Source organism: Acinetobacter sp. Marseille-Q1623 (assembly GCF_902809895.1).
GTDB lineage: Bacteria > Pseudomonadota > Gammaproteobacteria > Pseudomonadales > Moraxellaceae > Acinetobacter > Acinetobacter piscicola_A.
On sequence record NZ_CADDWG010000003.1, the window covers coordinates 81,305 to 107,801 of the forward strand.

General features: G+C 37.9%; 23 protein-coding genes. 14 read left to right on the top strand and 9 right to left on the bottom strand.

The features are described from left to right. The first annotated feature begins 182 nt into the window (after positions 1-182). On the top strand, positions 183-710 hold the full coding sequence (gene hpt, locus HUV91_RS15940; RefSeq protein WP_130075134.1) for a hypoxanthine phosphoribosyltransferase: 528 nt from the start codon (positions 183-185) through the stop codon (positions 708-710). A gap of 197 nt (positions 711-907) precedes the next feature. Then, positions 908-1,159 (top strand): GlsB/YeaQ/YmgE family stress response membrane protein, encoded by a 252-nt coding sequence (locus HUV91_RS15945; RefSeq protein WP_130075133.1) that lies wholly within the window; start codon positions 908-910, stop codon positions 1,157-1,159. Positions 1,160-1,211: 52 nt separating this feature from the next. Here the strand turns inward: HUV91_RS15945 and HUV91_RS15950 are convergent, their stop codons facing one another. Then, complete coding sequence (locus HUV91_RS15950; protein ID WP_174494059.1) at positions 1,212-1,916, bottom strand: DsbC family protein; 705 nt, start codon at positions 1,914-1,916, stop codon at positions 1,212-1,214. An 81-nt stretch (positions 1,917-1,997) separates the two neighbouring features. Continuing rightward, positions 1,998-2,951, bottom strand: coding sequence for a CDF family Co(II)/Ni(II) efflux transporter DmeF (gene dmeF / locus HUV91_RS15955; protein ID WP_174494060.1), 954 nt, complete (start codon positions 2,949-2,951; stop codon positions 1,998-2,000). Between the two features lie 87 nt (positions 2,952-3,038). Between dmeF and HUV91_RS15960 the strand changes: the two genes are divergently transcribed. From HUV91_RS15960 to HUV91_RS15975, 4 genes are all read left to right on the top strand, one after another. Beyond that, entirely contained in the window at positions 3,039-3,305 is a 267-nt protein-coding gene (locus HUV91_RS15960) for a metal/formaldehyde-sensitive transcriptional repressor (RefSeq protein ID WP_174494061.1), read from the top strand. A gap of 144 nt (positions 3,306-3,449) precedes the next feature. Then, positions 3,450-4,634 carry an MFS transporter gene (locus tag HUV91_RS15965; protein WP_174494062.1) on the top strand — a complete coding sequence of 395 codons (1,185 nt, stop codon included), beginning with the start codon at positions 3,450-3,452 and terminating at the stop codon, positions 4,632-4,634. Between the two features lie 214 nt (positions 4,635-4,848). Then, positions 4,849-6,020, top strand: a protein-coding gene (locus HUV91_RS15970; protein ID WP_174494063.1) for an IS3 family transposase whose coding sequence is annotated in 2 segments (ribosomal slippage) — positions 4,849-5,116 and positions 5,116-6,020 — 1,173 coding nt in all. Because the reading frame shifts where the segments join, the coding sequence is not laid out codon by codon here. Positions 6,021-6,141: 121 nt separating this feature from the next. After that, positions 6,142-7,122 (top strand): PoNe immunity protein domain-containing protein, encoded by a 981-nt coding sequence (locus tag HUV91_RS15975; protein ID WP_174494064.1) that lies wholly within the window; start codon positions 6,142-6,144, stop codon positions 7,120-7,122. A gap of 487 nt (positions 7,123-7,609) precedes the next feature. Here HUV91_RS15975 and mnmE read toward each other — a convergent pair whose 3' ends face one another. The 5 genes from mnmE to rpmH all read right to left on the bottom strand — a co-directional run bounded on the left by mnmE (position 7,610) and on the right by rpmH (position 11,701). Continuing rightward, complete coding sequence (gene mnmE, locus HUV91_RS15980) at positions 7,610-8,974, bottom strand: tRNA uridine-5-carboxymethylaminomethyl(34) synthesis GTPase MnmE (protein WP_130075124.1); 1,365 nt, start codon at positions 8,972-8,974, stop codon at positions 7,610-7,612. An 89-nt stretch (positions 8,975-9,063) separates the two neighbouring features. Further along, the gene (yidC, locus tag HUV91_RS15985) at positions 9,064-10,803 is read right to left on the bottom strand and encodes a membrane protein insertase YidC (RefSeq protein ID WP_174494065.1); all 1,740 of its coding nucleotides are present in this window, start codon (positions 10,801-10,803) and stop codon (positions 9,064-9,066) included. A gap of 5 nt (positions 10,804-10,808) precedes the next feature. Next, complete coding sequence (gene yidD / locus HUV91_RS15990; protein ID WP_174494066.1) at positions 10,809-11,129, bottom strand: membrane protein insertion efficiency factor YidD; 321 nt, start codon at positions 11,127-11,129, stop codon at positions 10,809-10,811. 9 nt (positions 11,130-11,138) lie between these two features. Further along, positions 11,139-11,531 (bottom strand): ribonuclease P protein component, encoded by a 393-nt coding sequence (rnpA, locus tag HUV91_RS15995; RefSeq protein WP_130075121.1) that lies wholly within the window; start codon positions 11,529-11,531, stop codon positions 11,139-11,141. A gap of 35 nt (positions 11,532-11,566) precedes the next feature. Beyond that, positions 11,567-11,701: a 50S ribosomal protein L34 gene (rpmH, locus tag HUV91_RS16000; protein ID WP_000831329.1), complete on the bottom strand. Its 135-nt coding sequence runs from the start codon at positions 11,699-11,701 to the stop codon at positions 11,567-11,569. A gap of 659 nt (positions 11,702-12,360) precedes the next feature. Between rpmH and dnaA the strand changes: the two genes are divergently transcribed. The 5 genes from dnaA to HUV91_RS16025 all read left to right on the top strand — a co-directional run bounded on the left by dnaA (position 12,361) and on the right by HUV91_RS16025 (position 19,177). Next, the gene (dnaA, locus tag HUV91_RS16005) at positions 12,361-13,746 is read left to right on the top strand and encodes a chromosomal replication initiator protein DnaA (protein ID WP_130075120.1); all 1,386 of its coding nucleotides are present in this window, start codon (positions 12,361-12,363) and stop codon (positions 13,744-13,746) included. Positions 13,747-13,854: 108 nt separating this feature from the next. Further along, positions 13,855-15,003: a DNA polymerase III subunit beta gene (dnaN, locus tag HUV91_RS16010; RefSeq protein ID WP_130075119.1), complete on the top strand. Its 1,149-nt coding sequence runs from the start codon at positions 13,855-13,857 to the stop codon at positions 15,001-15,003. 23 nt (positions 15,004-15,026) lie between these two features. Further along, the gene (gene recF / locus HUV91_RS16015; protein ID WP_174494067.1) at positions 15,027-16,109 is read left to right on the top strand and encodes a DNA replication/repair protein RecF; all 1,083 of its coding nucleotides are present in this window, start codon (positions 15,027-15,029) and stop codon (positions 16,107-16,109) included. Between the two features lie 52 nt (positions 16,110-16,161). Next, positions 16,162-18,633 (top strand): DNA topoisomerase (ATP-hydrolyzing) subunit B, encoded by a 2,472-nt coding sequence (gene gyrB, locus HUV91_RS16020; RefSeq protein WP_174494068.1) that lies wholly within the window; start codon positions 16,162-16,164, stop codon positions 18,631-18,633. A 178-nt stretch (positions 18,634-18,811) separates the two neighbouring features. Further along, on the top strand, positions 18,812-19,177 hold the full coding sequence (locus HUV91_RS16025; RefSeq protein ID WP_174494069.1) for a hypothetical protein: 366 nt from the start codon (positions 18,812-18,814) through the stop codon (positions 19,175-19,177). A 583-nt stretch (positions 19,178-19,760) separates the two neighbouring features. Here the strand turns inward: HUV91_RS16025 and HUV91_RS16030 are convergent. After that, a complete protein-coding gene (locus HUV91_RS16030; protein WP_174494070.1) occupies positions 19,761-21,698 on the bottom strand; it encodes an ATP-binding cassette domain-containing protein in 1,938 nt (645 codons plus the stop codon). Between the two features lie 208 nt (positions 21,699-21,906). Between HUV91_RS16030 and HUV91_RS16035 the strand changes: the two genes are divergently transcribed. Continuing rightward, positions 21,907-22,935 (top strand): putative solute-binding protein, encoded by a 1,029-nt coding sequence (locus tag HUV91_RS16035; protein ID WP_416377024.1) that lies wholly within the window; start codon positions 21,907-21,909, stop codon positions 22,933-22,935. Positions 22,936-23,057: 122 nt separating this feature from the next. Here the strand turns inward: HUV91_RS16035 and tyrS are convergent, their stop codons facing one another. After that, a complete protein-coding gene (gene tyrS, locus HUV91_RS16040; RefSeq protein ID WP_174494071.1) occupies positions 23,058-24,272 on the bottom strand; it encodes a tyrosine--tRNA ligase in 1,215 nt (404 codons plus the stop codon). An 80-nt stretch (positions 24,273-24,352) separates the two neighbouring features. Between tyrS and HUV91_RS16045 the strand changes: the two genes are divergently transcribed. Both HUV91_RS16045 and HUV91_RS16050 read left to right on the top strand, forming a co-directional pair. Next, positions 24,353-25,480, top strand: coding sequence for an anhydro-N-acetylmuramic acid kinase (locus HUV91_RS16045; RefSeq protein WP_174494072.1), 1,128 nt, complete (start codon positions 24,353-24,355; stop codon positions 25,478-25,480). A 149-nt stretch (positions 25,481-25,629) separates the two neighbouring features. Beyond that, a complete protein-coding gene (locus HUV91_RS16050; protein WP_228721889.1) occupies positions 25,630-26,469 on the top strand; it encodes an alpha/beta fold hydrolase in 840 nt (279 codons plus the stop codon). The last annotated feature ends 28 nt before the right edge of the window (positions 26,470-26,497 follow it).

Consider the following 26,497-nt stretch of genomic DNA (forward strand, 5'->3'; position numbering starts at 1 on the left):
TGTGGTCTGTGCGTTCCTGCTGAAAAAAGATGCTCACTAAACTTTAGCGTTTTTACATTTCAACTGGCAAAAAAGATGCATCTTCAGTCGATATGTTTTAAAATTGATGCATCTTATAGGTGTTGCTCGTCAACACCTTTTTTACTTTGCGAATTTGATATTTTTAGTTTTAGGTATTTCCCATGACTGTTGAAATGAAAGTAATGATTTCTGCTGAAGAAATTCAAGCAAAAGTTCAGGAACTTGGTCAGCACATTAATGCGCATTATGCCAATAGTGACAAAGAGTTGGTATTAATCGGATTATTGCGTGGTTCAGTGATTTTCATGGCAGATCTTTGCCGTACAATCACCAAAGAACATGAACTCGACTTCATGACCGTATCAAGTTACGGTGGTGGGACAACTTCAACACGTGATGTCAAAATTTTAAAAGATCTTGATGGTGAAATTCGTGGTAAAGATGTACTCATCATCGAAGACATCATCGACTCGGGCAATACCCTAAGCAAAGTGCTCGAAATTTTAAGCACGCGCCAACCCAACTCGATTGAACTTTGTACTTTAGTGAGCAAACCTTCACGCCGTGAAATCGAACTCGATGTGAAATTTTTAGGTTTTGAAGTCGAAGATAAATTTATTGTGGGTTATGGTCTGGACTATGACCAAAAATATCGTCATCTTCCATTTATTGGTGAAATTGGTCTGTAATTCAGCTTTGATATAATTTCCCCCCAATACTTAAGCGGCTTCGGTCGCTTTTTTTTATGTTTCATTTCCACTCCTTTAGAACAAAAATGCAACAACTTGTAGCATATCAATTCTTTCAATCATCATATAAATATTCAAAAATAACAATCAGGTTAACGTTCTAAATTCAAGATCAGACAAAGAAAAGGAGAAGGATTATGATGGCACTGATTGGCGCAATCATCATCGGTTTTTTTGCAGGTCTCATTGCACGTGCAATTCATCCAGGGAATGATAAAGCAGGCTTCATTGTCACAGTTGCTTTGGGGATTATCGGTTCATTGGTTGCAACCTATGGCGGTCGAATCATCGGACTCTATTCTGACGGCTCATCAGCAGGCTTTATTGCCTCTGTGATTGGTGCAATTATCGTTTTGTTTATTTACAACATGGTCACCAAGAAAAGCTAATGCAAACGTGAAAACTTAAAAGCATCTCCATCGAGATGCTTTTTTTTATTTTTTACAAACCAAAATTTTGCCAAATTTTTTCAATTTCTTCGGCAGGGTAGGCACCCATCACAGTATGACCATTCGAGAAAATAATTGCAGGTGTCCCATGTAGACCCAATTGTTTACCCAAAATCAAATTACGTTCAATGGGTGTGGCACAATTGGCTGCAGCTGTGGGTTGAATATTGTTTTGAATTAAATTGTGCCATGCATAGGCTTTATTGTCAGAACACCAGACTTGTTTAGAGGGCAGAATCGACTGATTTTTAATAGGATAAATAAAAGTATAAATCGTGACATTATTCAGCTTGGCTAAATTCCCTTCAAGACTTTTGCAATATGGGCAATTTGGGTCAGAAAAGATGGCGAGCTGACGCTGACCATTCCCCCTGACTGTTTTAATTGCATCATTAAAGGGGAGCTTTTTAAAATCAGCTTTGGGGCTATTTTGAAGTGCTAAATCTTTGGTGAGGTTTTTTTGGTCTTTCAGCCGAATCATTGAACCAATAAACAGATGCTGCACATCTTCATTAACGTAAACCACCTGACCATCTAATGTACCACTGTACAAGCCTTGCATTTCAGTGGCTTGTACATTGTCGATTTTGACATTTGGATATTGCTGCGACAGTTTGGCTTTAACACTGTCAACATTGGCAAAACTACTGCCACAAACAGCGAGACTTAAACTCAATGCGATCAATTGCTTTAACATATTGAATAAATATCTTAGAAATTTAAATAATCAAAATATTAAAGCACAATCTAACACCCCTGATGTTGAAGAACTGTTGTTTCAATGCGTTTCACGTGGAACAAAGTTAAACATTGCAGGACGATTGATTTCCACAGAAATATGTACCAATTCTTCATGTATGGCTAATGCCTGACGAATACGATCTGCGGTTAAGTCCTGCAGTGGTGTTTGCAATGCTAAAATCACTGAAAACTTGCCTTTACCCACTTTCCAAACGTGCAAATCTGTAATCTGAATATCCAATTTTAAATCTGAAATCACTTCGCGGACCTCATCTACGACAGGATGATCCATTTCAGCATCTAATAAAGTTTTTCCTGTTTCCTTGATCAATCCAAACGACCATCTACCCACTAAAATTGCACCGACGATTCCCAATAAAGCATCTAAAAAGTCCCAACCAAAATATTTTCCTGCGAATAAAGCAATGATCGCTAAAACAGACGTTACAGCATCTGCAACTACATGTAAAAATGCTGCTTTTTGGTTTAAATCATGCTCATGATGCTCGCCATGTTCATGAGGGTGATGGTGATGGTGATGGTCATCATGCAATAACCACGCACACATCAGGTTAATCCCTAAACCTAAAATCGCAATAACAATTGCTTCATTATAATGAATCTGTACAGGGTGAAATAGGCGCTCAACCGACTGAAAAGCCATAAATAAAGCCACAACCATCAACAAAATTGCACTGCTATAACCAGCAAGAATCTCGATTTTCCAAGTCCCAAAACTAAAACGGGCATCTTGTGCATAATGCCGTGCTGCTCGATATGCCATATATGCCAAGCCCAGCGCTAACATATGGGAACTCATGTGCCAACCATCAGCAAGTAAAGCCATTGAATTAAAAACCCAACCGCCTGCAATCTCAAAAATCATCATCAGCCCTGTCAAAATCGTGGCAAATAAGATTTTCTTCTGTGCTAAAGGATTGCCTTCGTCAAATTGATGAGAATGCTGCCGTTGAATGGTTTTAAATTGCATGTGAATTGAATCCAATATACTCCCCCAGAGTATATTCTCGGATTTTAAAATATACTATAAGAGAGTATATTTTTTTGGAGCCAATGGATGGGACATTTACATCAAGATCAAAAAGTTTTAAATCGGGTCAAGCGTCTCAAAGGGCAGATCAATGCAGTGGAAGAGTCTTTAATCCAACAGGACAAATCCTGTATTGAGATTTTACAGCAGGTGGCAGCCATTAAAGGTGCAGTAAATGGCTTGATGAATGAACTGATTGAAGCCCACTTGAGAGAACATGTTATTTCAGATCATCAGGCTATAGATGAAGCAGAGCTTGAAATTTTTATGCAATTGTTAAAACGTTACGGATAATTTGACCAACGAATTAAAAACACATTGACCTGTTGCTGATTAAGTTTTAATCTGACATCCAATCAGACTCCTCCCGCCAAACTCAATTTCTTTGAGCTTGGCTTTTTTTATCTGCAAATGATTTAGAAATTAAGTGCTCAATACATGAATCAGCAATCATGGCGTCCATTTTTACTCGTGAGCCTAGCCCTGTGTATCGGAACGATTGGAACCGCATTAGCAAGTCCCTTATATCCGATTTATCAACAATTCTGGCATCTACTTCCAAGTCACATTACTTATATTTTTGTGGCATATATGTTTGGTTGTATGACAACTTTATTATTTTTAGGACGCAGCAGTAATAGTTTTGGATTTATTCGTACCCTGCAAACAGGTTTACTCTTTGCCATCGTTGGCTTGGGACTTTCTGTCTTTGCGAGCAATGCTTATTTTTTAGGATTTGGACGCTTTATTATTGGGATTGCTTCAGGTCTCATCAGTACTTCTGCTATGCTTGGACTGATTTATACGATTCCAGACACACATAAAAACAGTGCTGCACAGCTCAGTTCAATCATCACGGTATTGGGCTTCGGCTTTGGCCCTCTGATTGGTGGTGCAATTGCACAATTTTCGGATGCCCCCTTAGTTACCCCCTATATTCCCGTCATTATTGCAGCAGCGATCAGTTTTTTCAGTTTATTTAGCATTAAAATCATTCAGTTTGAAAAACAAGTTTTTTCAGTTGCACCACATTTAGAACTGCCCGAAATACACTTTAAAACGCTGTTTTATCTTGCCAGTTTTACCGCTTTTTGTGCTTTTGGTTCATTTAGTTTATTCGCTTCACTTGCACCCTCATTTATCAAAGACGTGATTCCTTGGCACGGTCCTTTGGTGAGCGGTGCGACCATTGCCAGTATTTTATTGGTTTCAGCCTGTGCCCAATTTATGGCGAAATCACTGAACATGCATAAAGCCTTGAATGCAGGTTTAATCTTGTTATTGCTCAGTTATCTAATTCTTACGATTTGCATGACCATGCACCTGAGTTTTTTATTCTTTTTGAGTGTTGTTTGTGTGGGCATGGGACATGGCTTAGGTCTACTCGGTGCTTTTGCCTTGATTCATCACATGACCAATATTGATAATCGCGCAGCAGTGGTTTCCACATATTTGTTTATTGCCTACTTTGGTACGATTGTTCCGATTATTGGCGCTGGTTATTTGTCAGATCATTTTGGTTTAATGACAGGCGTATTGGGTTTCTGTGTGGGTATGGGTTTACTGTCTCTGTATTTATTGATTCAGCATTTAAAAATTAAAATAATTCCAAATAATTCATAGATAAAATGAGAATGTAGGGATCACACATTTCGGTATCCCTACATATTTTTATACCAAAAACTTAAGGTAAAATTTCAAACTTTACGACGTCAATGTCTGTCAGTTTATAACGATGCGCATCCACTTCAATATTGATCGTACCTGTATGTGATGTGTGCTGATAAAAACGGAGACTTTAACTTGGTAAACTAAACTTACTCAACAGGAGTTTACCATGAGTAAAAAGCAAAAAATTTATACAACAGAATTTAAAGCTGAAGCAATAAAAGCCATTGAAGAAAACAAAGGTAATGTTTCCGAAACAGCACGACAACTCGGTATTTCCATGCAAACGCTATCGAATTGGCATAAAAAAGCAAAGGCAGGAACATTAGCTGGCACACAACAATATTCGCCTGATCTCGTTGCTCTACTCGAAGAAAATAAGAAGCTGAAACAACAACTTAAAACTTCCGAAATGGAAAGAGAATTTCTAAAAAAAGCAGCGGCGTACTTTGCCAAGGAAAATCAGTGAAGTACGCTTATATGAAAGAGCATAAAAACACATATCCAACAATAATGATGGCTAGGTTGCTAAAAATTTCAATATCAAGGTTTTATGATTGGTTAAAGCGGGGCTTAAGTAAACGAGTTATTCAAAGAAACCAACAGACCATCTTGGTCAAAATTGCCCATCAAGAAACTAAAGAAAGTTATGGACATATTCGCTTAACAAGGTATTTACAGTCACAAGGCATTCAAATTAGCGAGTATGCAGTACGTTGCATTAAACAGCAGAATCATCTGTATTGTAAGCGTTTCAAAAGGACAACAAATAGCGATCACAATCGTTATGTTTACAATAATTTGTTAGAGCAAAACTTTATAGAGACTACCCCAAACATTGCGTGGGTAAGTGACATTACATATATATGGACAGCTGAAGGCTGGCTGTATTTAGCTGTGTTAAAAGACCTTTGCACTAAACAAGTAGTTGGGTATAGCTTGAGTGCAAGGATGACAACACAACTTGTTTGTAATGCACTGAGTATGGCTATTCGCAATCATAAACCACCTCGAAACTTAATTATTCATTGGGACAGAGGCAGTCAATATTGTAGTCATGAATATCGGAATATGCTTGAAAAATATAGTTTTCAAGGTTCGATGAGTAAAAAGGGTGACTGTTTTGATAATGCACCAATTGAAAGTTTCTCGGGTGAGGAACAACGTTCCGCAAGTAAGAACGAACTTGTACATCATCGGAACTATAAAACGAGGGAAGAAGCTAAGGCAGATATTACAAAATACATAGAGCTCTTCTATAATCAGCAGAGAATTCAGAAAGGACTGAATTTTAAGACACCAAATCAAATGGCAGAGGACTTTTACAAGTTAGTTGCCTAGAATCTCCCAAGTGGAAGTGTCCTGTTATTTCAGCACACATCAATTGGGGGGATGTATATTGGCAGTTTGACGGTGAAGAATAAGTGAAAATATGCCCTTCGGGGCAGTTTTTGGGCATAAAATGGATTTAGTTAATATAAAAAGACAACAATTTCTTACACCTCAAATGTATGAAACATTAAAGGCGGAAACTCTGAACACTATTGAAACTTTTAAAGTAAATCCTACAGGTGTTGGTGATTCAATAGAAGAAAGATGGGTATACTCTTATGCTATCGTAGCAGAGGACTATTTAAATCTGCTTATATTGGAATATACAGCTGGCAATAGTTTACCTTTTATTAGAAGCCAAATTGAAATAGTTATTGACTATTATGAGCAATATGTAAGTAAATTAAGAAGTTATCATAAAAATATAAACTTACCAGTTTTTGAATTATTTACTATTGATGGCTATTGTCCATGTATTTGGTTAATCAGTTTGTGTTATTTACTCCACCGAAAGGATTTGCTACCTAGAGTTGCGAAATTAATTGACGGGGAAATGAGAGAAAATGTTGCTCAAGATTGGTTAATTGAAGAGTATTTATCTTTTTCAGATGAAAATAGATATGATTGTTCAACAGTATTAGTACCAAAACCTTACTTATTATTATGTGAAGCATTTTCAAATCAAGATAATGAAATTTCTTTAACTTTTGTCCGTAAGTTTTTAAAGAATTGGTACAAAGATTTATCAGGTGCACCTTGGCATGATACCCATAAATCAGAGGGTGGATATTATGGATATTGGGCTTTTGAAGCAGCTTGCGCTGTTATTCTATTAGAAATAGAAAATGATAAAGAATTTCATGAATACCTCTATTATCCAAAAGACTTAATAGAGTTCTATCGTACATTTAAACCTAGTAGTGCTGAAATTGACCTCCTAACTAAATATCAAAAAGTATCAATTCAAGCAGGTGAAAAATGTCCTCAATCGGGATATTGGTTCACTGTAGCTAAGGAAAACACTCGTAAATACTTTAAACAAGGGGAAATTTTCCCTGATTTTGAAAGTGATTGGGGGGATGTATATTGGCAGTTTGACGGTGAAGAATAGCAATCAATTTACAAGATAAGCCACCTTCATTAGGTGGTTTATTTTTTAAACCCGATTACATAAGAATAAGAAATTAGACCCAAATCAAAAGTATATAGATGCAGAAATTGAGAAGAGTAATTTTCATTTAAAACATGGATTAAATTTACCTTGACAAAAAGCTTCATGGGGTTGTTTTGCAAAACAGCTAAAACAACCCTAAACAATTAAGCTAAACAATAATTAATAACTGATAAATATAAATAAATTAAAAATATAGTCATATAGCATCGTAATCTAATACTTTTTGACAACCATTTATCATTATCAGTCATTTTAAGTCACGTAACTAATTAGTGACTAAAAAAATCATAGCATTAGATGAGTACATAGAACATATAGGAACAATAAAAAGGTAATAAAAAAGCACTAAGTATTTAAAACTTAATGCTATTTGATTTATATAATAACTTACTGGAACATATTGGATTTTTATTATTTTTTGAAATTACTTTCCAATACAGAACGATCCGAAAATTACCCCTAACAAATCATCTGCACTAAAGTCACCTGTAATTTCACCGAGTGCATTTTGCGCCAACCGAAGCGACTCTGCGACCAATTCCCCCGCGTGATATACCACCAACTGCTCATGTGCTTCTGCCAGATAGTGCTGAGTGCGCTTCATTGCGTCTAAATGACGAGTTCGAGCAATAAAGGTATCTTCTTCAGGCTGAAAACCTGCATGCGCTGTAATCGCATCTATGAGCGACTGAACACCCATATCTTGTTTTGCCGATACAGTGATATGCCTAAAACCATCCAAATCACTTAATGCAGGTTGTTGTGTAGTTAAATCACATTTATTTCCAATCAGCATCAAGCGTTTTGGTTCTATATGATCCGCAAAATAATTCTTTGCCAATTCCAAAGGATTTTCACCTTGGCTTAAGTCATATACCAACAGTAAAAGATCGGCTTGTTCAATTTCTTGAATTGCACGACGAATCCCTTCTTTTTCGACAATATCGCCAGTTTCACGTAAGCCTGCGGTATCCGTTAAAGTGATTGGTAAACCATTTAAAGTGATTTTTTCATGTAACACGTCACGTGTAGTACCAGCGATATCGGTCACAATGGCACGATCATTGCCAGCCAAAGCATTGAGTAATGAAGACTTACCTGCATTCGGTTTACCTGCAATCACAACTTGCAAACCTTCGCGAAGCAATTGCCCTTGTCGTGCTGACTGTTGTACAGCGGTGACAGAAGATTGAACATCTTCGAGTAAATTTAAAATTTTACCATCAGCCAAAAAGTCGATTTCTTCTTCAGGGAAATCGATCGCTGCTTCCACATGTAATCGCAAATGAATCAATTTTTGCAGAACAGAATTCACTTTATCTGAAAATGCACCTTGCAAAGAACGTACCGCTGAACGTGCAGCTGCCTGTGAAGTCGCATCAATCAAATCTGCAATAGCTTCCGCTTGCACCAAATCCATTTTGCCATTTTCGAAGGCACGCATCGAAAACTCACCAGCTTTGGCTGCAGTGGCACCCAGTTCCAATAAACGTGCAAGCAATGCATTTTGAATCACAGGGCCACCATGCCCTTGTAGCTCCACCACATCCTCACCCGTAAATGAGTTTGGGTTCGGAAAGCAAATCACTAAGCCTTCATCCATCACTTCATTTTTTTCGTCCATAAACTGGCGAAACCCAGCAAAACGTGCCTTGGGTAAAGCTTTAGCTGTCAAAGCTTCAGCAATGGCATAAGCCTTTGGACCAGACAGACGAATCACCCCCACACCACCACGTCCTGGGGGCGTTGCGATTGCTGCAATGGTGCTTTGGGATACTACATTCGTCATGTAAAGTCTCTATTATCTAATCAATAAAAAATCCGCCTAAGATTACCATCTTAAGCGGATTTAATCAGCTATTGCTTAATTTTTTAAGCTTAAGCTGCTTCTCGTTTTAAACGATCTTTTTCAACAGATTTATTAATAAACCATTGCTGTAAAATTGTGATCGAGTTGTTCACAATCCAGTATAAAACCAAGCCAGCAGGGAAGAACAGCATAAATACTGTAAACATGATTGGCATGATTTTAAATACTTTAGCTTGCATTGGATCAGCAGGTTGTGGGTTCAAACTTTGTTGAACAAACATGGTTACACCCATCAACAACGGCAAGATGAACCAAGGATCCATCGCTGACAAATCTTGAATCCACAGCATCCAAGGTGCATGACGAAGTTCTACAGACTCCATCAGTACCCAATACAATGCTAAGAAAATCGGCATTTGTAGCAACAATGGTAAACAACCAGAAAGCGGATTCACTTGTTCGCGTTTGTAAAGTGCCATCATTTCTTGTGAGAAACGCATACGGTCTTCACCAAACTCTTCTTTCATGCGTTGCATTTCAGGTGCAATCACACGCATTTTCGCCATTGAGCGATAGCTCTTAGACGATAATGGCCAAAGAATCAGTTTCACTAAGATCGTCAATAGAATAATTGACCAACCCCAGTTGCCCACTACGTTATGGAACATTTGTAAGCCCATAAACAAGAGTTTTGCAATCGGCCATAACCAACCATAGTCTACAGTTTGGTTTAAGCCCACAGCTAAATCTTTCAATTCAGATTGAATTTTAGGACCCGCGTAGAATGTTGCATCAATGCTCATCGCTTTACCAGCAGGAACATTAATGGTTGGAGATGTAAATCCAATGATATTCATACCATCTGCAGATTTACGCGACTCCAATTTCGCTGTGTATTCTTGACCACCAAAATGACCAGGAATCCAAGCGCTTACAAAATAGTGTTGAACAACAGCAACCCAACCGCCTTTTGCTTGTGTATCAAGTTTCTCTTCCGAGAAATTAGCAAATTTGAGTTTGTTATAATGTTCATCAGGCGTTCCCCAAGCACCACCTAAGAATGTACCCAAAGTGAAAATACCTTGGTCAGACTTACCTGGGTCTTCAGAATTGTCACGTTTGAGTTGACCAAACATTTGACCCTGCCAATTTTGTGCACTACGGTTGACCACCTGATAGCTCACTTCAATTGGATAATTACCTTGCTTAAAGTTAAAGGTTTTAATGATTTCCACGCCATCAGCAGTTTTGAAAATCATTGGTACAGCAAGTACCTTGATTGCTTTGCCGTCTTTGTCTTTAGCATCTTTTAAGTCTGCTAAAGTATACGCAGTTTTTTCAAACTCATAATTTGGACGACCTGCACGGCTGCTGTCTGGACCATTTAAGCCAATTAAGCCTGATTGTGCGACATAAGTTCGTTTAGGATCACTTTCAAGCATGACAAACGGCTGATCGCTGTTTTTACTTTGGTCATGATTAAGTAATTCAATACGCACAATATCACCACCTTTCGGACTGATCCAAAGATGGTAAAGGTCAGTTTGTACTGAAATCAGTTGTTGATTTGCGGTTGCTGGTACAGTTGTCGGTTGTTGTGCAGCAGCAATATTTGCTTGCGGAACATCGCTAGTTGCCGCAGTCGTTTGACCATTTGGCAAATCGGCAGAAACATCATGCGCTACCACAGCTGCTGGCTGTGTTTTAGTAGTGTTCGCATGACCATAATCTTTTTGCCAAGCCAAAATAAGCAAATATGCGACGACAAACATGGCCCCGAGGATTGCAAACCTGGCCCATTGTTGCATATCTATTACCCCAAGTGGTTAGAGTGATGTTGGTTCGAAAAACGTTCACGCAAGGGTACAGCAACATGAAACGTTTGAGAATCTATTTGCTGAAATGAAATAAAACGAATTGCTTTTTTAGGCACAGGATCATAACCAAATCCTCCCCAAGGATGGCACCGACAAATACGCTTGGTGGCGAACCAACTACCTTTTAAGGCGCCATGGGTGTGGATTGCTTCTAACGAATATTGAGAACAAGTTGGAATATAACGACAACGAGGTCCAATGAGGGGACTAATCGCAACTTGATAGAAACGAATCAACCAATGCAATATACGAACCATTGGCTTGCTCTAATTTTGAGGAGAGGAAATTGCTATTTTATGGTGCTTTTTAACAAGACGCTGCAATTTCTGCCATGCAAACTGTAACTGCTGATGTAATTCAGCATTCGGAATTGCTTCAATACCCATTTTAGGCATCACCACAATATCTAATAAGTCTATATGTTGCTGATTTAGGCGAAAACTTTCACGTGCTAAACGTTTTATTCGATTTCTTTCATGTGCACGGCGCACTTTTTTCTTAGCAACAACAATACCCAAACGGCTATTCGGCTGTTCGGTTACTTTTGCTAAAAATAAGAAATGGGGTTGATGCACTTTAAAAAGCGCACCATCAAATACACTTTTGTAATCTGCAGCACAGTGGAGTCTCACCGCTGGACTGAAACTATAAAGTGACATAACACCCAAATCGTATAACTTGACTATTTAAAAAATTAAACAGTTAAGCTATGACGACCTTTTGCACGACGACGAGCTAATACTTGACGACCAGCTTTAGTTGCCATACGAGCACGAAAACCATGAACGCGTTTGCGCTTTAATTCAGATGGTTGGAATGTACGTTTCATGTTGAAACTCCAATGTTGATCTTTTCTAAAGGTTCGCGATTGTATTGTGCATTCTTTATGCTGTCAATGAATATAGACTTTTCTTTTACTTTTTTTATATATTTTCATATTTTTAATTTCAGCCAACAATTGAATATTTTTAATTGTTTTGACCAAAAACAAATAATATACACAGCTTATGCTTTTGTTTTATAAAATATAAAAACTTATAAACATTTATATCAACAAACTTATCCACAATAAGATTCACTTTTAAATTTAATTTCGTAAGATTTTAAATTTAAATTCATAACTTAAGTTTATCCACACAAAACCGTCTGCTTATAAATAAATTCAAATTTTAAAATTTAAATTTATTATTATTAGGTTGCTATTTTTCTGAGGAAAAGCTACTTTTATTTTTTATAAATATAAACTTAACTTGTGAATAAGTCTGATCTTCAGGTGTTGATAAAATGTGGATAAATACACACCTTTTTTTATCCACAGGTTGTTCTAAAACTTATCCACAATAGGTTTAAATTTAAATTTATTTGCGAAAAGACTCTTTTTTAGCCAATTTGGGTTGAATTAGTCATGACAGATGTGGATAACTTGGTTAGAATGGCGACCCCCGTATGGTCGGGCCGTATTTTTAAATTTAAATAAAGGAGTTTCACATGCTTTGGACAGACTGCTTAACTCGCTTGCGACAAGAGCTCTCTGATAATGTCTTTGCCATGTGGATTCGTCCTTTGGTTGCAGATGAAACGGACGATACATTAAAATTGTATGCGCCAAATCCTTATTGGACTCGTTATATCCAAGAGCATCATCTGGAACTCATTACCATATTGGCTGAGCAACTTTCTGAAGGTCGTATTCGTAAGGTTGAAATTTTGGTTGATTCTCGTCCAGGTGCGATTCTGTCTGCATCAGAACAGCCGGCAACCACAACGGCAGCGTTGGACAGTACACCTGTGCCAAGTGCAAAACCAAAGAAAGACAAAGAGCCAGAATTGGTTGTTACAAAAAATGCGAAAAAGAAATTACTTAATCCTCAGTTCACTTTTGCATTATTTGTAGAAGGGCGTTCAAATCAAATGGCAGCAGAAACCTGTCGTAAGGTGTTAACGCAATTGGGAGAGTCACAACATAATCCATTATTTTTATATGGTCCGACAGGCTTGGGTAAAACACACTTGATGCAAGCTGTTGGTAATGCATTATTGCAAGCGAAACCGAATGCTCGTGTGATGTACATGACAGCAGAAAGTTTTGTACAGGATTTTGTCAGTTCTTTGCAAAAAGGAAAAGTTGAAGAATTTAAGAAAAATTGTCGTTCTTTGGATTTGCTGTTAGTGGATGATATTCACTTATTGGCAGGAAAAGAAGCCAGTTTGGTTGAATTTTTTTACACGTTTAATGCTTTATTAGATGAATCAAAACAAATTATTTTGACATCAGACCGTTATCCAAAAGAATTGACTGAACTCGATCCTCGTTTAGTTTCACGTTTTTCTTGGGGGTTATCTGTTGGTGTAGAACCACCTGATATTGAAACTCGTATTGAGATTTTACTTAAAAAAGCTGAAAGTAATGGTATCGATTTGCCAAGAAATTGTGCGTTGTTTATTGCACAGCAAGTGGTTGCCAATGTTCGTGAGCTCGAAGGAGCGTTAAATAAAGTTGTGGCGATTTCACGCTTTAAAGGTTCAGCTATTGATTTGGATGTGGTACGTGAATCTTTGAAGGATGTACTTGCGATTCGTGCGCGTACTATTAGTACTGAAAATATTCAGCGTGTGGTGAGTGAATATTTCCGTATTCCTTTGAAAGAGTTAGTTGGACCAAAGCGTACACGGATCTATGCGCGTCCACGTCAGTTGGCAATGGGGTTAGCCCGTGAGCTGACAGGGGATAGCTTCCCTGAAATCGGTATGGCATTTGGTGGTCGTGACCACAGTACCGTGATGCATGCATGCGAAAAAGTGCAAAGCTTATGTAATGAAGACCCGATTTTTAATGAAGATTATAAAAATCTCATGCGCTTACTTCAAAGCTAATTTTTGATCAAATTATGTTCTTGCAATGCGATATAATCTGCCGCATAGTACAGGACTAAAAATATATTTATCCTATCATTTTTAATTTGTGTTTAGAGGAATTCCACAGTGCGTTTGAAAATCGCGAAAGAGAGCTTACTCAATGTTTTGTCTAATGTAGTGGGTGCTGTTGAACGCCGTCATACCTTAAACATTCTTTCAAACGTTAAAATCCAAGTGACCGAGCAGGCATTAATCATTACAGGTTCTGACTTGGAAGTGGAATTGGTCGCAAGTACCACCCTTGCTGAAGGGGCATGTATCCAAGCAGGTCAAACGACTGTTCCTGCGCGTAAGTTGATGGATATTTGTAAGTCTTTACCGACAGCAGCATTGATTGATTTACAAATTACTGAAGATCAGCGTTGTATTTTAAAATCAGGCAATAGCCGTTTTGTGTTGGGGACTTTACCTGCTGAAGACTATCCATTATTAGCTAATGAAAATAGTCAAGGGACACAAGTTCAAGTGACTGAACGTGAATTAAAACGTTTATTTGAAAAAACGGCATTTGCAATGGCAGTGCAAGACGTGCGTTTCTATTTGACAGGGACATTGCTTGAAATTGATCAAAATCAATTGCGTGCAGTTACTACAGATGGTCATCGTTTGGCAATGTGTGAAACCTTAGCTGAATCTAATGCAACACAGTTGGTACAAGCGATTGTGCCACGTAAAGCGGTTGCAGAATTACAACGTTTATTGAGTATTGAAGATGATCAACTGGTTTTATTGATCGGACGTGAATTACTCAATGTGACGATTCAAGCACCGAGTCGTGATAAAGAACAAGGTGACATTACAGTACGCTTCACGACCAAACTTATTGATGGGAAATTTCCTGATTATCGCCGTGTGATTCCACGTGGTGGTGATAAAAATGTATTGATTGCACATGATGTGTTTAAGCAATCTTTGCAGCGTGTGGCAATTTTAAGTAATGAAAAATTACGCGGTGTATTCTTAAACTTCAATGCTGATTCTTTGCAATTGCGTGCCAATAACCCAGAGCAAGATGAGGCGGTTGAAGACTTAGCGATCCAATATAACAACACTCCAATGGAAATGTCTTTTAATGCACAATATATCTTAGAGGTATTAGGTGTGTTAGATGGTGATGATGTGTCAATGACCATGACTGAGGCAAATCAGTCGGTATTGGTGCAAGATCCAACCCAAGACAACCAAACCTATGTTGTGATGCCGATGCGTGTTTAATCTTCGGTCTAACGTTTAAGATCATGCAGATTACACGGCTTAATATACAGCGTGTTCGAAATTTAAAAGCGGTTGCACTCCATGAGTTGCAGCCGTTTAATGTCTTTTATGGCAAAAATGGTTCAGGAAAGACTTCTGTTTTAGAGGCGATACATTTGCTTGCGACAGGGCGTTCGTTTCGAACGCATATGCCAAAACATTATATTCAAAATGACACTGCAGATGCGTTGATCTTTGCTCAATCTGCGACTGAAAAGATTGGAATGCAGAAATTACTCAGTGGTGAGCAACTGATTAAGGTCAATGGTGACTCTGTCGCAACACAAGGGCAGTTGGCTAGGATTCTACCTTTACAACTTATCGATCCTTTAAGCACAGATATTATTGATCATGGGGCAAAACCTAGGCGACAGTTACTCGATTGGCTTATGTTTCACGTGGAACCTGATTTTTATCATGCATGGCAATATTATTCACGGGCGTTAAAACAGCGCAACAGTCTCTTAAAAATGCAGCGTAATCTCAGCTTACAAGATCTTGAGCCGTGGAACAAAATGCTGAGTGAATATGGTGAGATTTTACATTCACAACGCGTGGAAATTGTTGAGCAATGGAAAACCTATTTGGCAGAAGATCTTGCTGTATTGTTGCCAAATTTAAGCATTGAAATGGACTATAGTGCAGGGTTTCATGTAGAGCAAGGACTAGCACAAGACTTGATTCAATATCATCAAAAAGATGTTGAGCGCCGCTATACGGAGTATGGCCCACATCGTGCTGATTTGCGTTTAAAAACCACAACAGGCGATGCTGATGTAGTGCTATCTAGAGGGCAAAAAAAGTTGCTCATCATAGCATTAAAACTGTCACAAATTGCCATGTTACATGCCTGTAATAAGGAAACTGTGGTATTATTAGATGATGTGACAGCAGAATTAGATTTAACTGCACAACAGCGTTTAATTGAACGATTAAGCCAACTTGGGAGTCAGGTTTTTTTGACGACTTTGGATCAAGATTCAGTAAAAAAACATTTACATGATTTGTCTATTTCCTACCAATTATTCAATGTTGACAACGGTCAAGTTCAACGTGTTGCGCCATGATTTTTTATTTTACGCTAATTCATTTAGACCTATTTTTCACTAGGGAGAAACCATGAGTTCAGAAGATCAAATCGCTTCTCAAACAGATCCAACCACTGAAAAGGCTTATGATTCCTCTAGTATCAAAGTATTACGTGGTCTAGACGCAGTCCGTAAGCGTCCTGGAATGTATATTGGTGATACAGATGATGGTTCAGGCTTGCATCATATGGTGTTTGAGGTTGTTGATAACGCCATTGATGAAGCTTTAGCGGGTCATTGTGATGAGATTATCGTCACCATTCATGAAGATGAGTCGGTGAGTGTGTCTGATAATGGACGCGGTATTCCAACAGATATTCACCCTGAAGAAGGTGTGTCTGCGGCAGAAGTTATTTTAACGATTCTGCATGCAGGCGGTAAGTTTGATGATAACAGTTATAAAGTATCGGGCGGTTTGCATGGTGTAGGCGTTTCGGTTGTAAATGCTTTATCGAGTAAATTGGAACTCACCATTAATCGTGCAGGACATATTCACCAACAAGAGTATAAACATGGTGATCCTGTTTATCCTTTAAAAGTGATTGGTAATACAGAGATTACGGGAACAACTGTACGTTTTTGGCCGAGTGCTGAAACTTTTAGTCAAACCATTTTTAATGTTGATATTTTAGCGCGTCGTTTGCGTGAACTGTCTTTCTTAAATGCGGGCGTTCGCATTGTTTTACGTGACGAGCGTATTCATGCTGAACACATTTTTGATTATGAAGGTGGTTTATCTGAATTTGTAAAATATATTAATCAAGGTAAAACACATCTCAATGATATTTTTCATTTCACTTCACAAATTGCTGAATCTGGCATCACTGTGGAAGTGGCTTTGCAGTGGAATGACAGCTATCAGGAAAATGTGCGTTGTTTTACCAATAATATTCCACAAAAAGACGGCGGTACGCATTTAGCAGGTTTCCGTGCAGCGTTAACACGTGGCTTAAATCAATACCTTGAAAATGAAAATATTCTCAAGAAAGAAAAAGTTGCGGTGACAGGTGATGATGCACGTGAAGGTTTAACTGCGATTGTGTCAGTCAAAGTGCCTGATCCAAAATTCTCATCACAAACCAAAGAAAAATTGGTATCGAGCGAAGTGAAACCTGCGGTTGAGCAGGCGATGAATAAATCCTTCTCTGAATATTTATTGGAAAATCCTGCGGCGGCTAAATCGATTGCAGGTAAGATCATTGATGCAGCACGTGCGCGTGATGCAGCACGTAAAGCACGTGAAATGACACGCCGCAAGAGTGCTTTGGATATCGCAGGTTTGCCAGGTAAATTGGCAGATTGCCAAGAGAAAGATCCAGCATTGTCTGAACTTTACTTGGTCGAAGGTGACTCTGCGGGCGGTTCTGCAAAACAGGGTCGTAACCGTAAGATGCAAGCAATTTTGCCGTTAAAGGGTAAAATTCTGAACGTGGAACGTGCACGTTTTGACAAAATGATTTCTTCACAAGAAGTAGGTACGTTGATCACAGCATTAGGCTGTGGCATCGGACGTGAAGAATACAATCCTGATAAGCTGCGTTATCACAAAATCATTATCATGACCGATGCGGACGTGGATGGTTCACATATTCGTACGCTTTTATTGACATTCTTCTTCCGTCAAATGCCTGAATTGGTGGAACGTGGTCATATTTATATTGCACAGCCACCATTGTATAAATTGAAAAAAGGTAAGCAAGAACAGTACATCAAAGACAATGATGCTTTAGAGACTTTCCTGATTTCAAATGCAATTGATGAATTAGAATTGCATATCAGTGCAGATGCACCTGCAATCCGTGGTGAAGCATTGGCAAATGTAATTGCTGATTATCAAACATCACAAAAAAGTTTGCATCGTTTGACAGTGCGCTATCCTGCAACATTATTAGATGGTTTGCTCGGCTTAGAAGCATTTAAGTTGGATCAAACGACAGATCAAAACTATGTACAAGATTGGGCTGAGAAGCTTCGTGTGGGAATTGAAACTGCACAACCAAGTTTACGTCCTGAATTGAGTATTGAAAGTTTTGATCGTGAAGATGCTGAAGGCATTCGCTCAACTGTTTATTTCCCGCGTATCACCATTTATGTGCATAATTTACCGCATCACTATTTGTTAGATGCAGGTTTATTGGGCTCAAGTGAATATATTCGTTTGTTGAAAAACTCGAAAAGTTGGTTCGCTTTGTTGGAAAATGGCGCATATTTACAAAAAGGTGAGCGTAAAATTAATGTGTCAAATTTCCATCAAGTTTGGCAGCACATCCTTTCTGACTCACGCCGTGGCATGATGATCCAACGTTATAAAGGTTTAGGTGAGATGAATGCGGAACAACTTTGGGAAACCACGATGGATCCTGAAAACCGTAATATGCTACAAGTGACGGTGGATGATGCGATTGAAGCTGATCGTATGTTTGCATGTTTAATGGGTGATGACGTTGAACCACGCCGTGCATTTATTGAAGAAAATGCGTTAAATGCAGATATTGATGCTTAATTAATTTCTAGCCCAATATGTTTAGATCCCCCTGAATATGAGTATTCAGGGGGATTTTTCTTGCTGTTTTGTATTTATTTTTAGAATCTTTGTACGTTCATGATTTTTTTATCAAAATGTCTTATTTCTATGCCACTATCTTGTTAGACAACATGAGATAAAACAAGGGGCTAGAGTTATGGATAATCAGTTAGAACATACGCGTGATATTTGGGTGAATGCTTTTTTTACAGGCAACTACGAGGTTTTAGCGCAGTATGAAGATGCGCAATTTAAGGTGGTTTATGAGCAAGAAGGGCGTGTGGAGAGTAATTTTACGCGCTATGAAAAGATTGCTCATGCTGTAAAAAATGGCGTGTGGAAGCCACAGAAACCTAATGTACAAAGTGAGGATTATGAGTTTAATCGTGATCAAACAGTATGTTTAATAAAAATTTATTTAGAAGATGAAAGTACAGTGATTCAGGAAAAATGGACATTTCAAGAAGATTGGAAAATTACTGAACTCAGGTTTTGTACAACAGAACATCATATTGAATCATAATTTTATACTTCGTGTTTCATGTTTGAATAAAGGCACTTGAAATAGCATGTTTAGGTGCTTTTTATCATGCTTAAGAGATCCAAATGATCTTTTATTGATAAAAAATAAAGAAAAATAACCTAAAAAATCTTAAATAAAGCTGTGGATAACTTTAATTTGTCAGGTTAAAATACGCAAAAATAAGTAAAATCATCGAAAAAAATATCAATATATTCATTTTTCAGTTCTAAATTTCATTTGTTGATCGTTCATTTGGGATTTTTGAATTTAAAAAAATAAGCTTTGTTTTATATTGTAGGGGGAAATGAATTTAAATTTAAAAGAGATGAGTTTTTGAAGCTTGTCTAAGATGTTGGAGTTGAAACAGAGAATAAATCACATATCAGTATTTTAAATATGTTCCACGCGGTAAATATTAAGCTATAACTAAAAGTTATAATTTAAGTTTTATGGTTTTTAGAATGTCTACATGCTTGAAATATAATCATTAAAAAATATAAGCACGGACAGAAACAGCAGAACCAGAAGGGAGATAAAAGAGGCAGAGAAAGTAATATCAAAATTACTTTCTCTTGATCAAACATTATTCTTCAAAAGAACTCTCAAGCGCTTCGAGTTCCATCATGAGTTCAAGCATCTGTTCTTCTGCTTGTTCAAGTTTAGTTTTTAATTCAGTTTGTTCACTCATGAGTTTGAGTAAATCATCTTTACGGCTTGCATCATATAATGCTGTATCCGCAAGAGACTCCTCAATTTCAGCTAAACGAGGCTGAATTTTACTGATTTGTGTGTCTAATTTTTCGATATTTTTGCGAATAGGGCGGGTTTGTTCACGGCGTTGTGCGGCAAGCTTACGTTGTGCTTCTTTATCGACTTTAGAAACTTGAGGTTTTACTTCGACTTGAGATTGTAATGGGGTAACAGGTTCTTGACCTTTTTTCATCATTTCAACACGTGCTTGACGTAGCCAAGTTGCATAGTCTTGTAAGTCACCATCAAATTCTTTGCTTTGACCATTGTGCACCAAAATCAGTTCATCACAGACGGAGGCGATCAGTTGGCGTTCGTGTGATACTAAAACGACAGCACCTTCAAAATCTTGTAATGCCATGGTGAGTGCGTGACGCATATCTAAGTCTAAATGGTTGGTTGGCTCATCGAGAATGAGTACATTCGGTTTTAACCAAACAATCAGGGCTAATGCTAGACGTGCACGTTCACCCCCTGAAAAGCTTTCACTCGGAGTATCCATACGTTCGCCGCTAAAACCAAAGCTGCCTAAAAATGAGCGTAGCGTTGCTTCGCTGATTTTAGGGTCAGCAATACGGGCAAGTTGCAACATTGGGCTAGCATTGCCATCGAGTGCATCCATTTGATGCTGTGCAAAATAACCAATATTGAGTAATTCAGAAGGTTTGCGAATGCCTTGAAGTAAGGCTAAGTCACCTACGAGCGATTTAATTAAGGTCGATTTACCTGCACCATTCATCCCTAATAAGCCAATACGACTACTTGGGGTAATTTGTAAATTAACATTGGTAATAATCAGTTTATCGCCATAACCGACATCTGCGTGTTCTAAAGTCAGTAGAGGTGAACTCATTTTACTTGGTTCACGAAAACTGAAGGTAAATGGCGTGTCGATATGTGCAGGTGCAAGTTCTTGCATACGCTCAAGTTGTTTTATTCGGCTTTGTGCTTGGCGTGCTTTGGTGGCTTTGGCTTTAAATCGATCAATAAATTTTTGTAAATGTGCTTTGGCTTCTTCTTGTTTTTCAAAAGCTTGTTGTTGTTGCGCTAAACGCTCTGCACGGGTTGTTTCAAAAGTAGAATAATTACCTGTATATAAAATTAATTCTTGATTTTCAATATGTAAAATATGATCGGTAATTGCGTCTAAAAAGTCTCGGTCATGCGAAATTAAAATTAATGTGCCTTCGTAAGCTTTTAACCAATCTTCTAACCATAAAATTGCATCTAAATCCAAATGGTTGGTCGGCTCATCAAGTAACAGCAAATCGGAACGACTCATCAGCGTACGTGCCAAATTGAGGCGCATCCGCCATCCACCTGAGAAACTTGAGACTAAGCGTTCAGATTGATGCTCAAAAAAACCTAAACCTGCCATCAATTGTGATGCTTTTGATGGTGCTGAGTAACCATGAATTTCGTCAAAACGACTATATAAGTGTGCTAATTCAGTATCAGTTAAATTTTGAGGATCATTGAGTTTGTGTTGAATTTCCCAATATTCTTCATCACCCGACAGCACAAAATCAATTGCTTTCATCTCTAAAGCTTTAATTTCTTGTGCCATGTGTGCCACAGTCCATACATTTGGACGTGTGAGGCTGCCACTGTCAGATTCGATTCCACCTAATAATGCTGAAAATAAGGTTGATTTACCTGCACCATTGACCCCAGTTAAACCAATTTTCCAACCTGGATGAAGTTGCATGGATGCCTTTTGAAATAAAATACGTCCACCGCGGCGTAAAGAAAGTTGTTCTAACTGAATCATGAATAAAAGCTATATTGGAAAATAGATATGCCATTTTAATAGATAATTTAACTTGAACCAAAATAATAGCGTGATTCATGATAATTTATCTATTTGGGTAAATATAAACTACTGCTTTTGTATATAAAAGCAGATAAAAATAATTTTTTGTGATACAAATCATATTAAAATATATAGGATAAAAACTGCAGTAAGGAGAAAATAAACTGTGTTTAAAATAAAAATATTAAATTTAGGGGCATTACTATCATGCATTCTGTTTAATTCAACATTGGTGCAAGCCAAACAAACAGTGTGTGTTTTTGATGTGCAAGGACGTTCAGGGGATATTTTTAAAGGCATGGAGGAGTGGGCTTTAGCATCCCAAAGTGCTAGAGCGGATATTAAATTGATTCCTTATCCTAAGGAAGAAGAAGCAGATGCAGCTTTTAAAGCAGGTAAATGTGATGGTGTGTATCTGACATCGTTAAGAGCACGTTATTACAATAAATTTGCCGGTTCTATTGATGCATTGGGCGCTGTACCTAATATTACCATTGCTGAAAAAGCCATTAAGTACGCTTTGGATAAAAGAAATGCGAAGCGCATGATTTCTAAAGTGAATGGAAATACCTTTGAAGTGGCGGGGATTGACCAAATTGGGACAGCTTATTTATTTGTAAAATATAATAAAATTAAAAATCCTCAAGATCCAATCAAAGATTTAGAAGGACAGAAATTTTCATTTTTGGGCTATGATGAAGCACAAAGATACATGTTAAAAAAAATAAAAGCTGTTCCAGTTTCATCAGAAATATCTAATTTGGTTGCTAAATTTAATAATAATCAAGTGGATATGACAGCCGCACCGGCTTACCTATTTAAACCTTTTGAAATGCATAAAGGTCTTGGTGCGCAAGGGGCAGTTGTGATGTTTCCTGTGGTTAATGTGACGATGCTGATGGTGATACGACCTGAAAAATTTCCTTTAGGTTTTGGTGTAAATTCACGAGAAATTTTTGTTAAAAATTTACCAAGAACATTAAATTATGTAAAACGAACGGAACGCGATATTCCGAACAAATATAAATTAACCTTAACCAAGGAACAGACGACAAAATATCAAATGATCGTACGAGATGCTCGAGTAGAATTAACCAAACAGGGTGTTTATGACCCAACCATGATGTCTGTTTTAAAAAGAGCACGTTGTACGATTGAGCGGACAAACTTTGAATGTTCTTTAATGGATGAATAAAGTTTGAATGTTAAATGATGCACTACATGCTCGGTAGTGATCTTATGCTTTGAAATAAAAATCCCCAATATTTTGTTATTGGGGATTTTATTTAAAATGCTGTTACTAATAGTGAATTTGTTTTAATCGACAAAAGTCACTTTTGCGATGGCTTTCTTACTGGCTTGAATAATCAAAGTGACATTTTCTTTAACCATATAACTTGCATCTACAGCTTGCCAATCTACTTTAACGGCTCCACGTGAAACAGCATCCTTAGATTGTGCTGAATTCTTGGTTAAACCTGCTGCACGAAGAATTGAAATAATAGATACTTCACCACCAAACTCAGCACGTGAAATCGTAATTTCAGGTGTACCTTCAGGTAATTCACCTTCAGTAATCAGGTTACCTGCACCTTTATGTGCATGTTCAGCGGCGTCGCTTCCGTGAAAACGTTCTACTAATTCAAGTGCAAGAATTTTCTTCACTTCTTGTGGATTTCGTCCTTCTTTAATTTCTTTAAGTAAGATTGCAATTTCATCTAAAGATTTAAAGCTAAGAAGGTCGAAATAACGCTCAATCAGGCTGTCAGGCATCGACAATACCTTTTGGTACATCGCACCAGGTGCATCAAATACACCGATATAATTACCTAAAGATTTAGACATTTTATTTACGCCATCTAAACCTTCAAGAATAGGCACAGTAATACACACTTGTGCTTCTTGGTCATAACGACCTTGCAATGTACGACCCATCAGTAGATTAAAGGTTTGGTCTGTACCACCAAGCTCTACATCCGCTTCAAGCGCAATGGAATCATAGCCTTGAACAAGTGGGTATAAAAACTCATGAATCGCAATCGGCTGATGATTACTATAACGTTTGGTAAAATCATCACGTTCTAACATACGTGCCACAGTTTGTTGTGATGCCAATTGAATTAAATCAGCAGCAGTTTTTGTAGCAAACCATTCAGAGTTAAAACGGATTTTAGTTTTATTTGGATCAAGAATTTTGAAGACTTGTTCTTGATAGGTTTTTGCATTTTCTAAAACTTGTTCACGTGACAATGGTGGACGTGTTGCACTTTTTCCTGTTGGGTCACCGATCATTGCGGTATAGTCACCAATCAAAAAAGTAACTTCATGACCTAAATCTTGGAAAGTTTTTAGTTTATTAATTAAAACTGTATGTCCTAAATGTAAATCAGGTGCTGTTGGATCAAAACCTGCTTTAATTTTTAGAGGACGATTTTCCTTGAGTTTCTTTAATAGATCCTCTTCAGAAATAATTTCATGGGTTCCTCGTTGAATGAGGGCGAGTTGTTCTTCCGCAGGAAGGAAATTTGACATCACAAAATCCAATACATCAGTTATCTCATTTGTGCGATATACTAACATTTTTTCAGCAAAATGCAGGCAAAGAATCTCTCATGACAACAATCTATATTGGCGTAATGACTGGAACCAGCATGGACGGCGTCGATTTTGTTGCCGCTTCATTCGATCCTCTACATATCCATGCCACTCTGACAGTGCCATTTGATCCCGATTTACGTGATGAATTGATGGCACTGACTTTACCAAGTGATAATGAAATAGATCGAATGGGTAAAGCAGATGTTGCGCTTGCTACCATGATTGGTCAGGCAATCAATCAACTGATTCAAGAAAACAACTTAGATAAATCAAAGATTAAAGCCATTGGTTCACATGGGCAAACCATTCGTCACCGTCCTGAACATGGTTTTACCTTGCAAATTGGTGATCCCAATATTATTACTGAAATCACTCAAATTCCTGTCATTTCAGATTTTCGTCGCCGTGATATGGCGGCAGGTGGGCAGGGTGCACCACTCGTTCCTGCTTTTCATCAGTCACTTTTTCAACATCCCACGATTCATCGCGTAATTTTAAATTTAGGCGGCATTGCCAATGTGAGTTTATTACCTGCAGGTCAGCCTGATGAAGTTTATGGTTTTGACACAGGACCAGCGAATATTCTTATGGATGCATGGTGCCATCGCTATACAGGGCAACCTTATGACGAAAATGGCAATTGGGCCGCATATGGACAACCGATTCGTAGTTTATTAGACCGTTTACAAGCACATGAGTTTTTCTCTAAAGAACCACCCAAAAGTACAGGACGTGAAGACTTTAATTTAGAATGGCTAGATGAGCAGATCGCAGACTGGAAGAATGATCTAGAATATGATGAACTTGAAGATACGCCTGAAAATGTGCAAGCAACTTTATTAAAACTTACAACCCGTGCAATTAAAAAAGCCATCTATCGTTCACCTTTAGATACAGGTGAAGTCTATGTCTGTGGCGGTGGAGCTTATAATTCACATTTGCTTGAGCAATTACGTTGGCGTTTACGTAAACACAATTGGTCAGTACAAACGACATCGGCATTAGGATTGTCCCCAACTTGGGTCGAGGCAACAGCATTTGCTTGGTTGGCAATGCGTTTTGATCAACAGCTTAGTGGTAATTTACCTGCTGTGACAGGGGCAAAGGGTTATCGTGTTTTAGGGACGATCACAACGGTTTAATCGCTCTTATCATTCAATTTAAAATATAAAATGAGGTCGAAATTGTTAAACAATTCTCGACCTATTTAGCCTGATGTATGTCCTATTCTGCTGTTAAAAAAAGTGCCATAAACTCTCAATATCAATAAAAAATTGAATTGAGTATAAGTATGGCTTTACAAACACAACGTTTAACTGAATATCAACGTGAAGGTCTGCATTTTGATGTGATTGACTCAGGTCCTTTAGATGGACAGATTTTTGTTTTATTGCACGGTTTTCCTGAAACAAATAAAAGTTGGCAAGAAACTGCCCAGATTTTAAATGAGGCAGGTTATCGTACTTTTACAGTTAACCAAAGAGGCTATAGTTTAATGGCACAACCCAGCAAACGCCGTGATTATCGTAGTTCGGCATTGGTTGAAGATGTCAATGCTTTACTTGATTTGATTGCACAATCTGTCTATTTGGTGGGGCATGATTGGGGCGCAGTGGTGGCTTGGGATGTGGCACAGCGATATCCTGAAAAAATCAAGCATCTGATTACTATTTCAGTACCGCATAAAGCAGCTTATATACGTTCCATGTTAATGAGTAATCAACTACTGAAATCCTATTATATGGGGTTATTTCAACTACCTAAAATTCCTGAATTACTCTTTGAAAAATTTCCAAAAATTGGTTTGGGGTTATTGAAAAATACTGGCATGACAGAACAACAGTTACAAGACTTTCAACAAGATATTGTGACTGAAAAAAGATTAAGCCCTGCATTAAACTGGTATCGAGGCATACCCTTTAGTTCCAATAAAAACTTACTCAAAGCTGTGACTGTACCCACATTATTTATTTGGGGGAAACACGATGCTGCGATTGGTTATAAAAGTGTGGAACTCAATCATCAATATATCGATGCCCCGTATAAAGAAATTATTATGGATGCGACGCACTGGATTCCTGTGCAAAATGCCAAGGAACTGAGCGGATACATTTTAGAAACTGTGGCTTAAATGATGATATAAATTGCAATAAAAATGC

Bases quoted from the DNA above. Each gene is read 5' to 3' on its own strand.
- HUV91_RS15950 (WP_174494059.1), bottom strand. From the start codon at position 1,916: ATGTTAAAGCAATTGATCGCATTGAGTTTAAGTCTCGCTGTTTGTGGC.
- yidC (WP_174494065.1), bottom strand. From the start codon at position 10,803: ATGCAACAATGGGCCAGGTTTGCAATCCTCGGGGCCATGTTTGTCGTC.
- HUV91_RS15960 (WP_174494061.1), top strand. From the start codon at position 3,039: ATGGGACATTTACATCAAGATCAAAAAGTTTTAAATCGGGTCAAGCGT.
- HUV91_RS16050 (WP_228721889.1), top strand. From the start codon at position 25,630: ATGGCTTTACAAACACAACGTTTAACTGAATATCAACGTGAAGGTCTG.
- gyrB (WP_174494068.1), top strand. From the start codon at position 16,162: ATGAGTTCAGAAGATCAAATCGCTTCTCAAACAGATCCAACCACTGAA.
- recF (WP_174494067.1), top strand. From the start codon at position 15,027: ATGCAGATTACACGGCTTAATATACAGCGTGTTCGAAATTTAAAAGCG.
- HUV91_RS15965 (WP_174494062.1), top strand. From the start codon at position 3,450: ATGAATCAGCAATCATGGCGTCCATTTTTACTCGTGAGCCTAGCCCTG.
- HUV91_RS16045 (WP_174494072.1), top strand. From the start codon at position 24,353: ATGACAACAATCTATATTGGCGTAATGACTGGAACCAGCATGGACGGC.
- HUV91_RS16025 (WP_174494069.1), top strand. From the start codon at position 18,812: ATGGATAATCAGTTAGAACATACGCGTGATATTTGGGTGAATGCTTTT.
- yidD (WP_174494066.1), bottom strand. From the start codon at position 11,129: ATGGTTCGTATATTGCATTGGTTGATTCGTTTCTATCAAGTTGCGATT.
- rnpA (WP_130075121.1), bottom strand. From the start codon at position 11,531: ATGTCACTTTATAGTTTCAGTCCAGCGGTGAGACTCCACTGTGCTGCA.
- hpt (WP_130075134.1), top strand. From the start codon at position 183: ATGACTGTTGAAATGAAAGTAATGATTTCTGCTGAAGAAATTCAAGCA.
- HUV91_RS15975 (WP_174494064.1), top strand. From the start codon at position 6,142: ATGGATTTAGTTAATATAAAAAGACAACAATTTCTTACACCTCAAATG.
- HUV91_RS16030 (WP_174494070.1), bottom strand. From the start codon at position 21,698: ATGATTCAGTTAGAACAACTTTCTTTACGCCGCGGTGGACGTATTTTA.
- HUV91_RS15945 (WP_130075133.1), top strand. From the start codon at position 908: ATGATGGCACTGATTGGCGCAATCATCATCGGTTTTTTTGCAGGTCTC.
- tyrS (WP_174494071.1), bottom strand. From the start codon at position 24,272: ATGTCAAATTTCCTTCCTGCGGAAGAACAACTCGCCCTCATTCAACGA.
- mnmE (WP_130075124.1), bottom strand. From the start codon at position 8,974: ATGACGAATGTAGTATCCCAAAGCACCATTGCAGCAATCGCAACGCCC.
- rpmH (WP_000831329.1), bottom strand. From the start codon at position 11,701: ATGAAACGTACATTCCAACCATCTGAATTAAAGCGCAAACGCGTTCAT.
- dnaA (WP_130075120.1), top strand. From the start codon at position 12,361: ATGCTTTGGACAGACTGCTTAACTCGCTTGCGACAAGAGCTCTCTGAT.
- dmeF (WP_174494060.1), bottom strand. From the start codon at position 2,951: ATGCAATTTAAAACCATTCAACGGCAGCATTCTCATCAATTTGACGAA.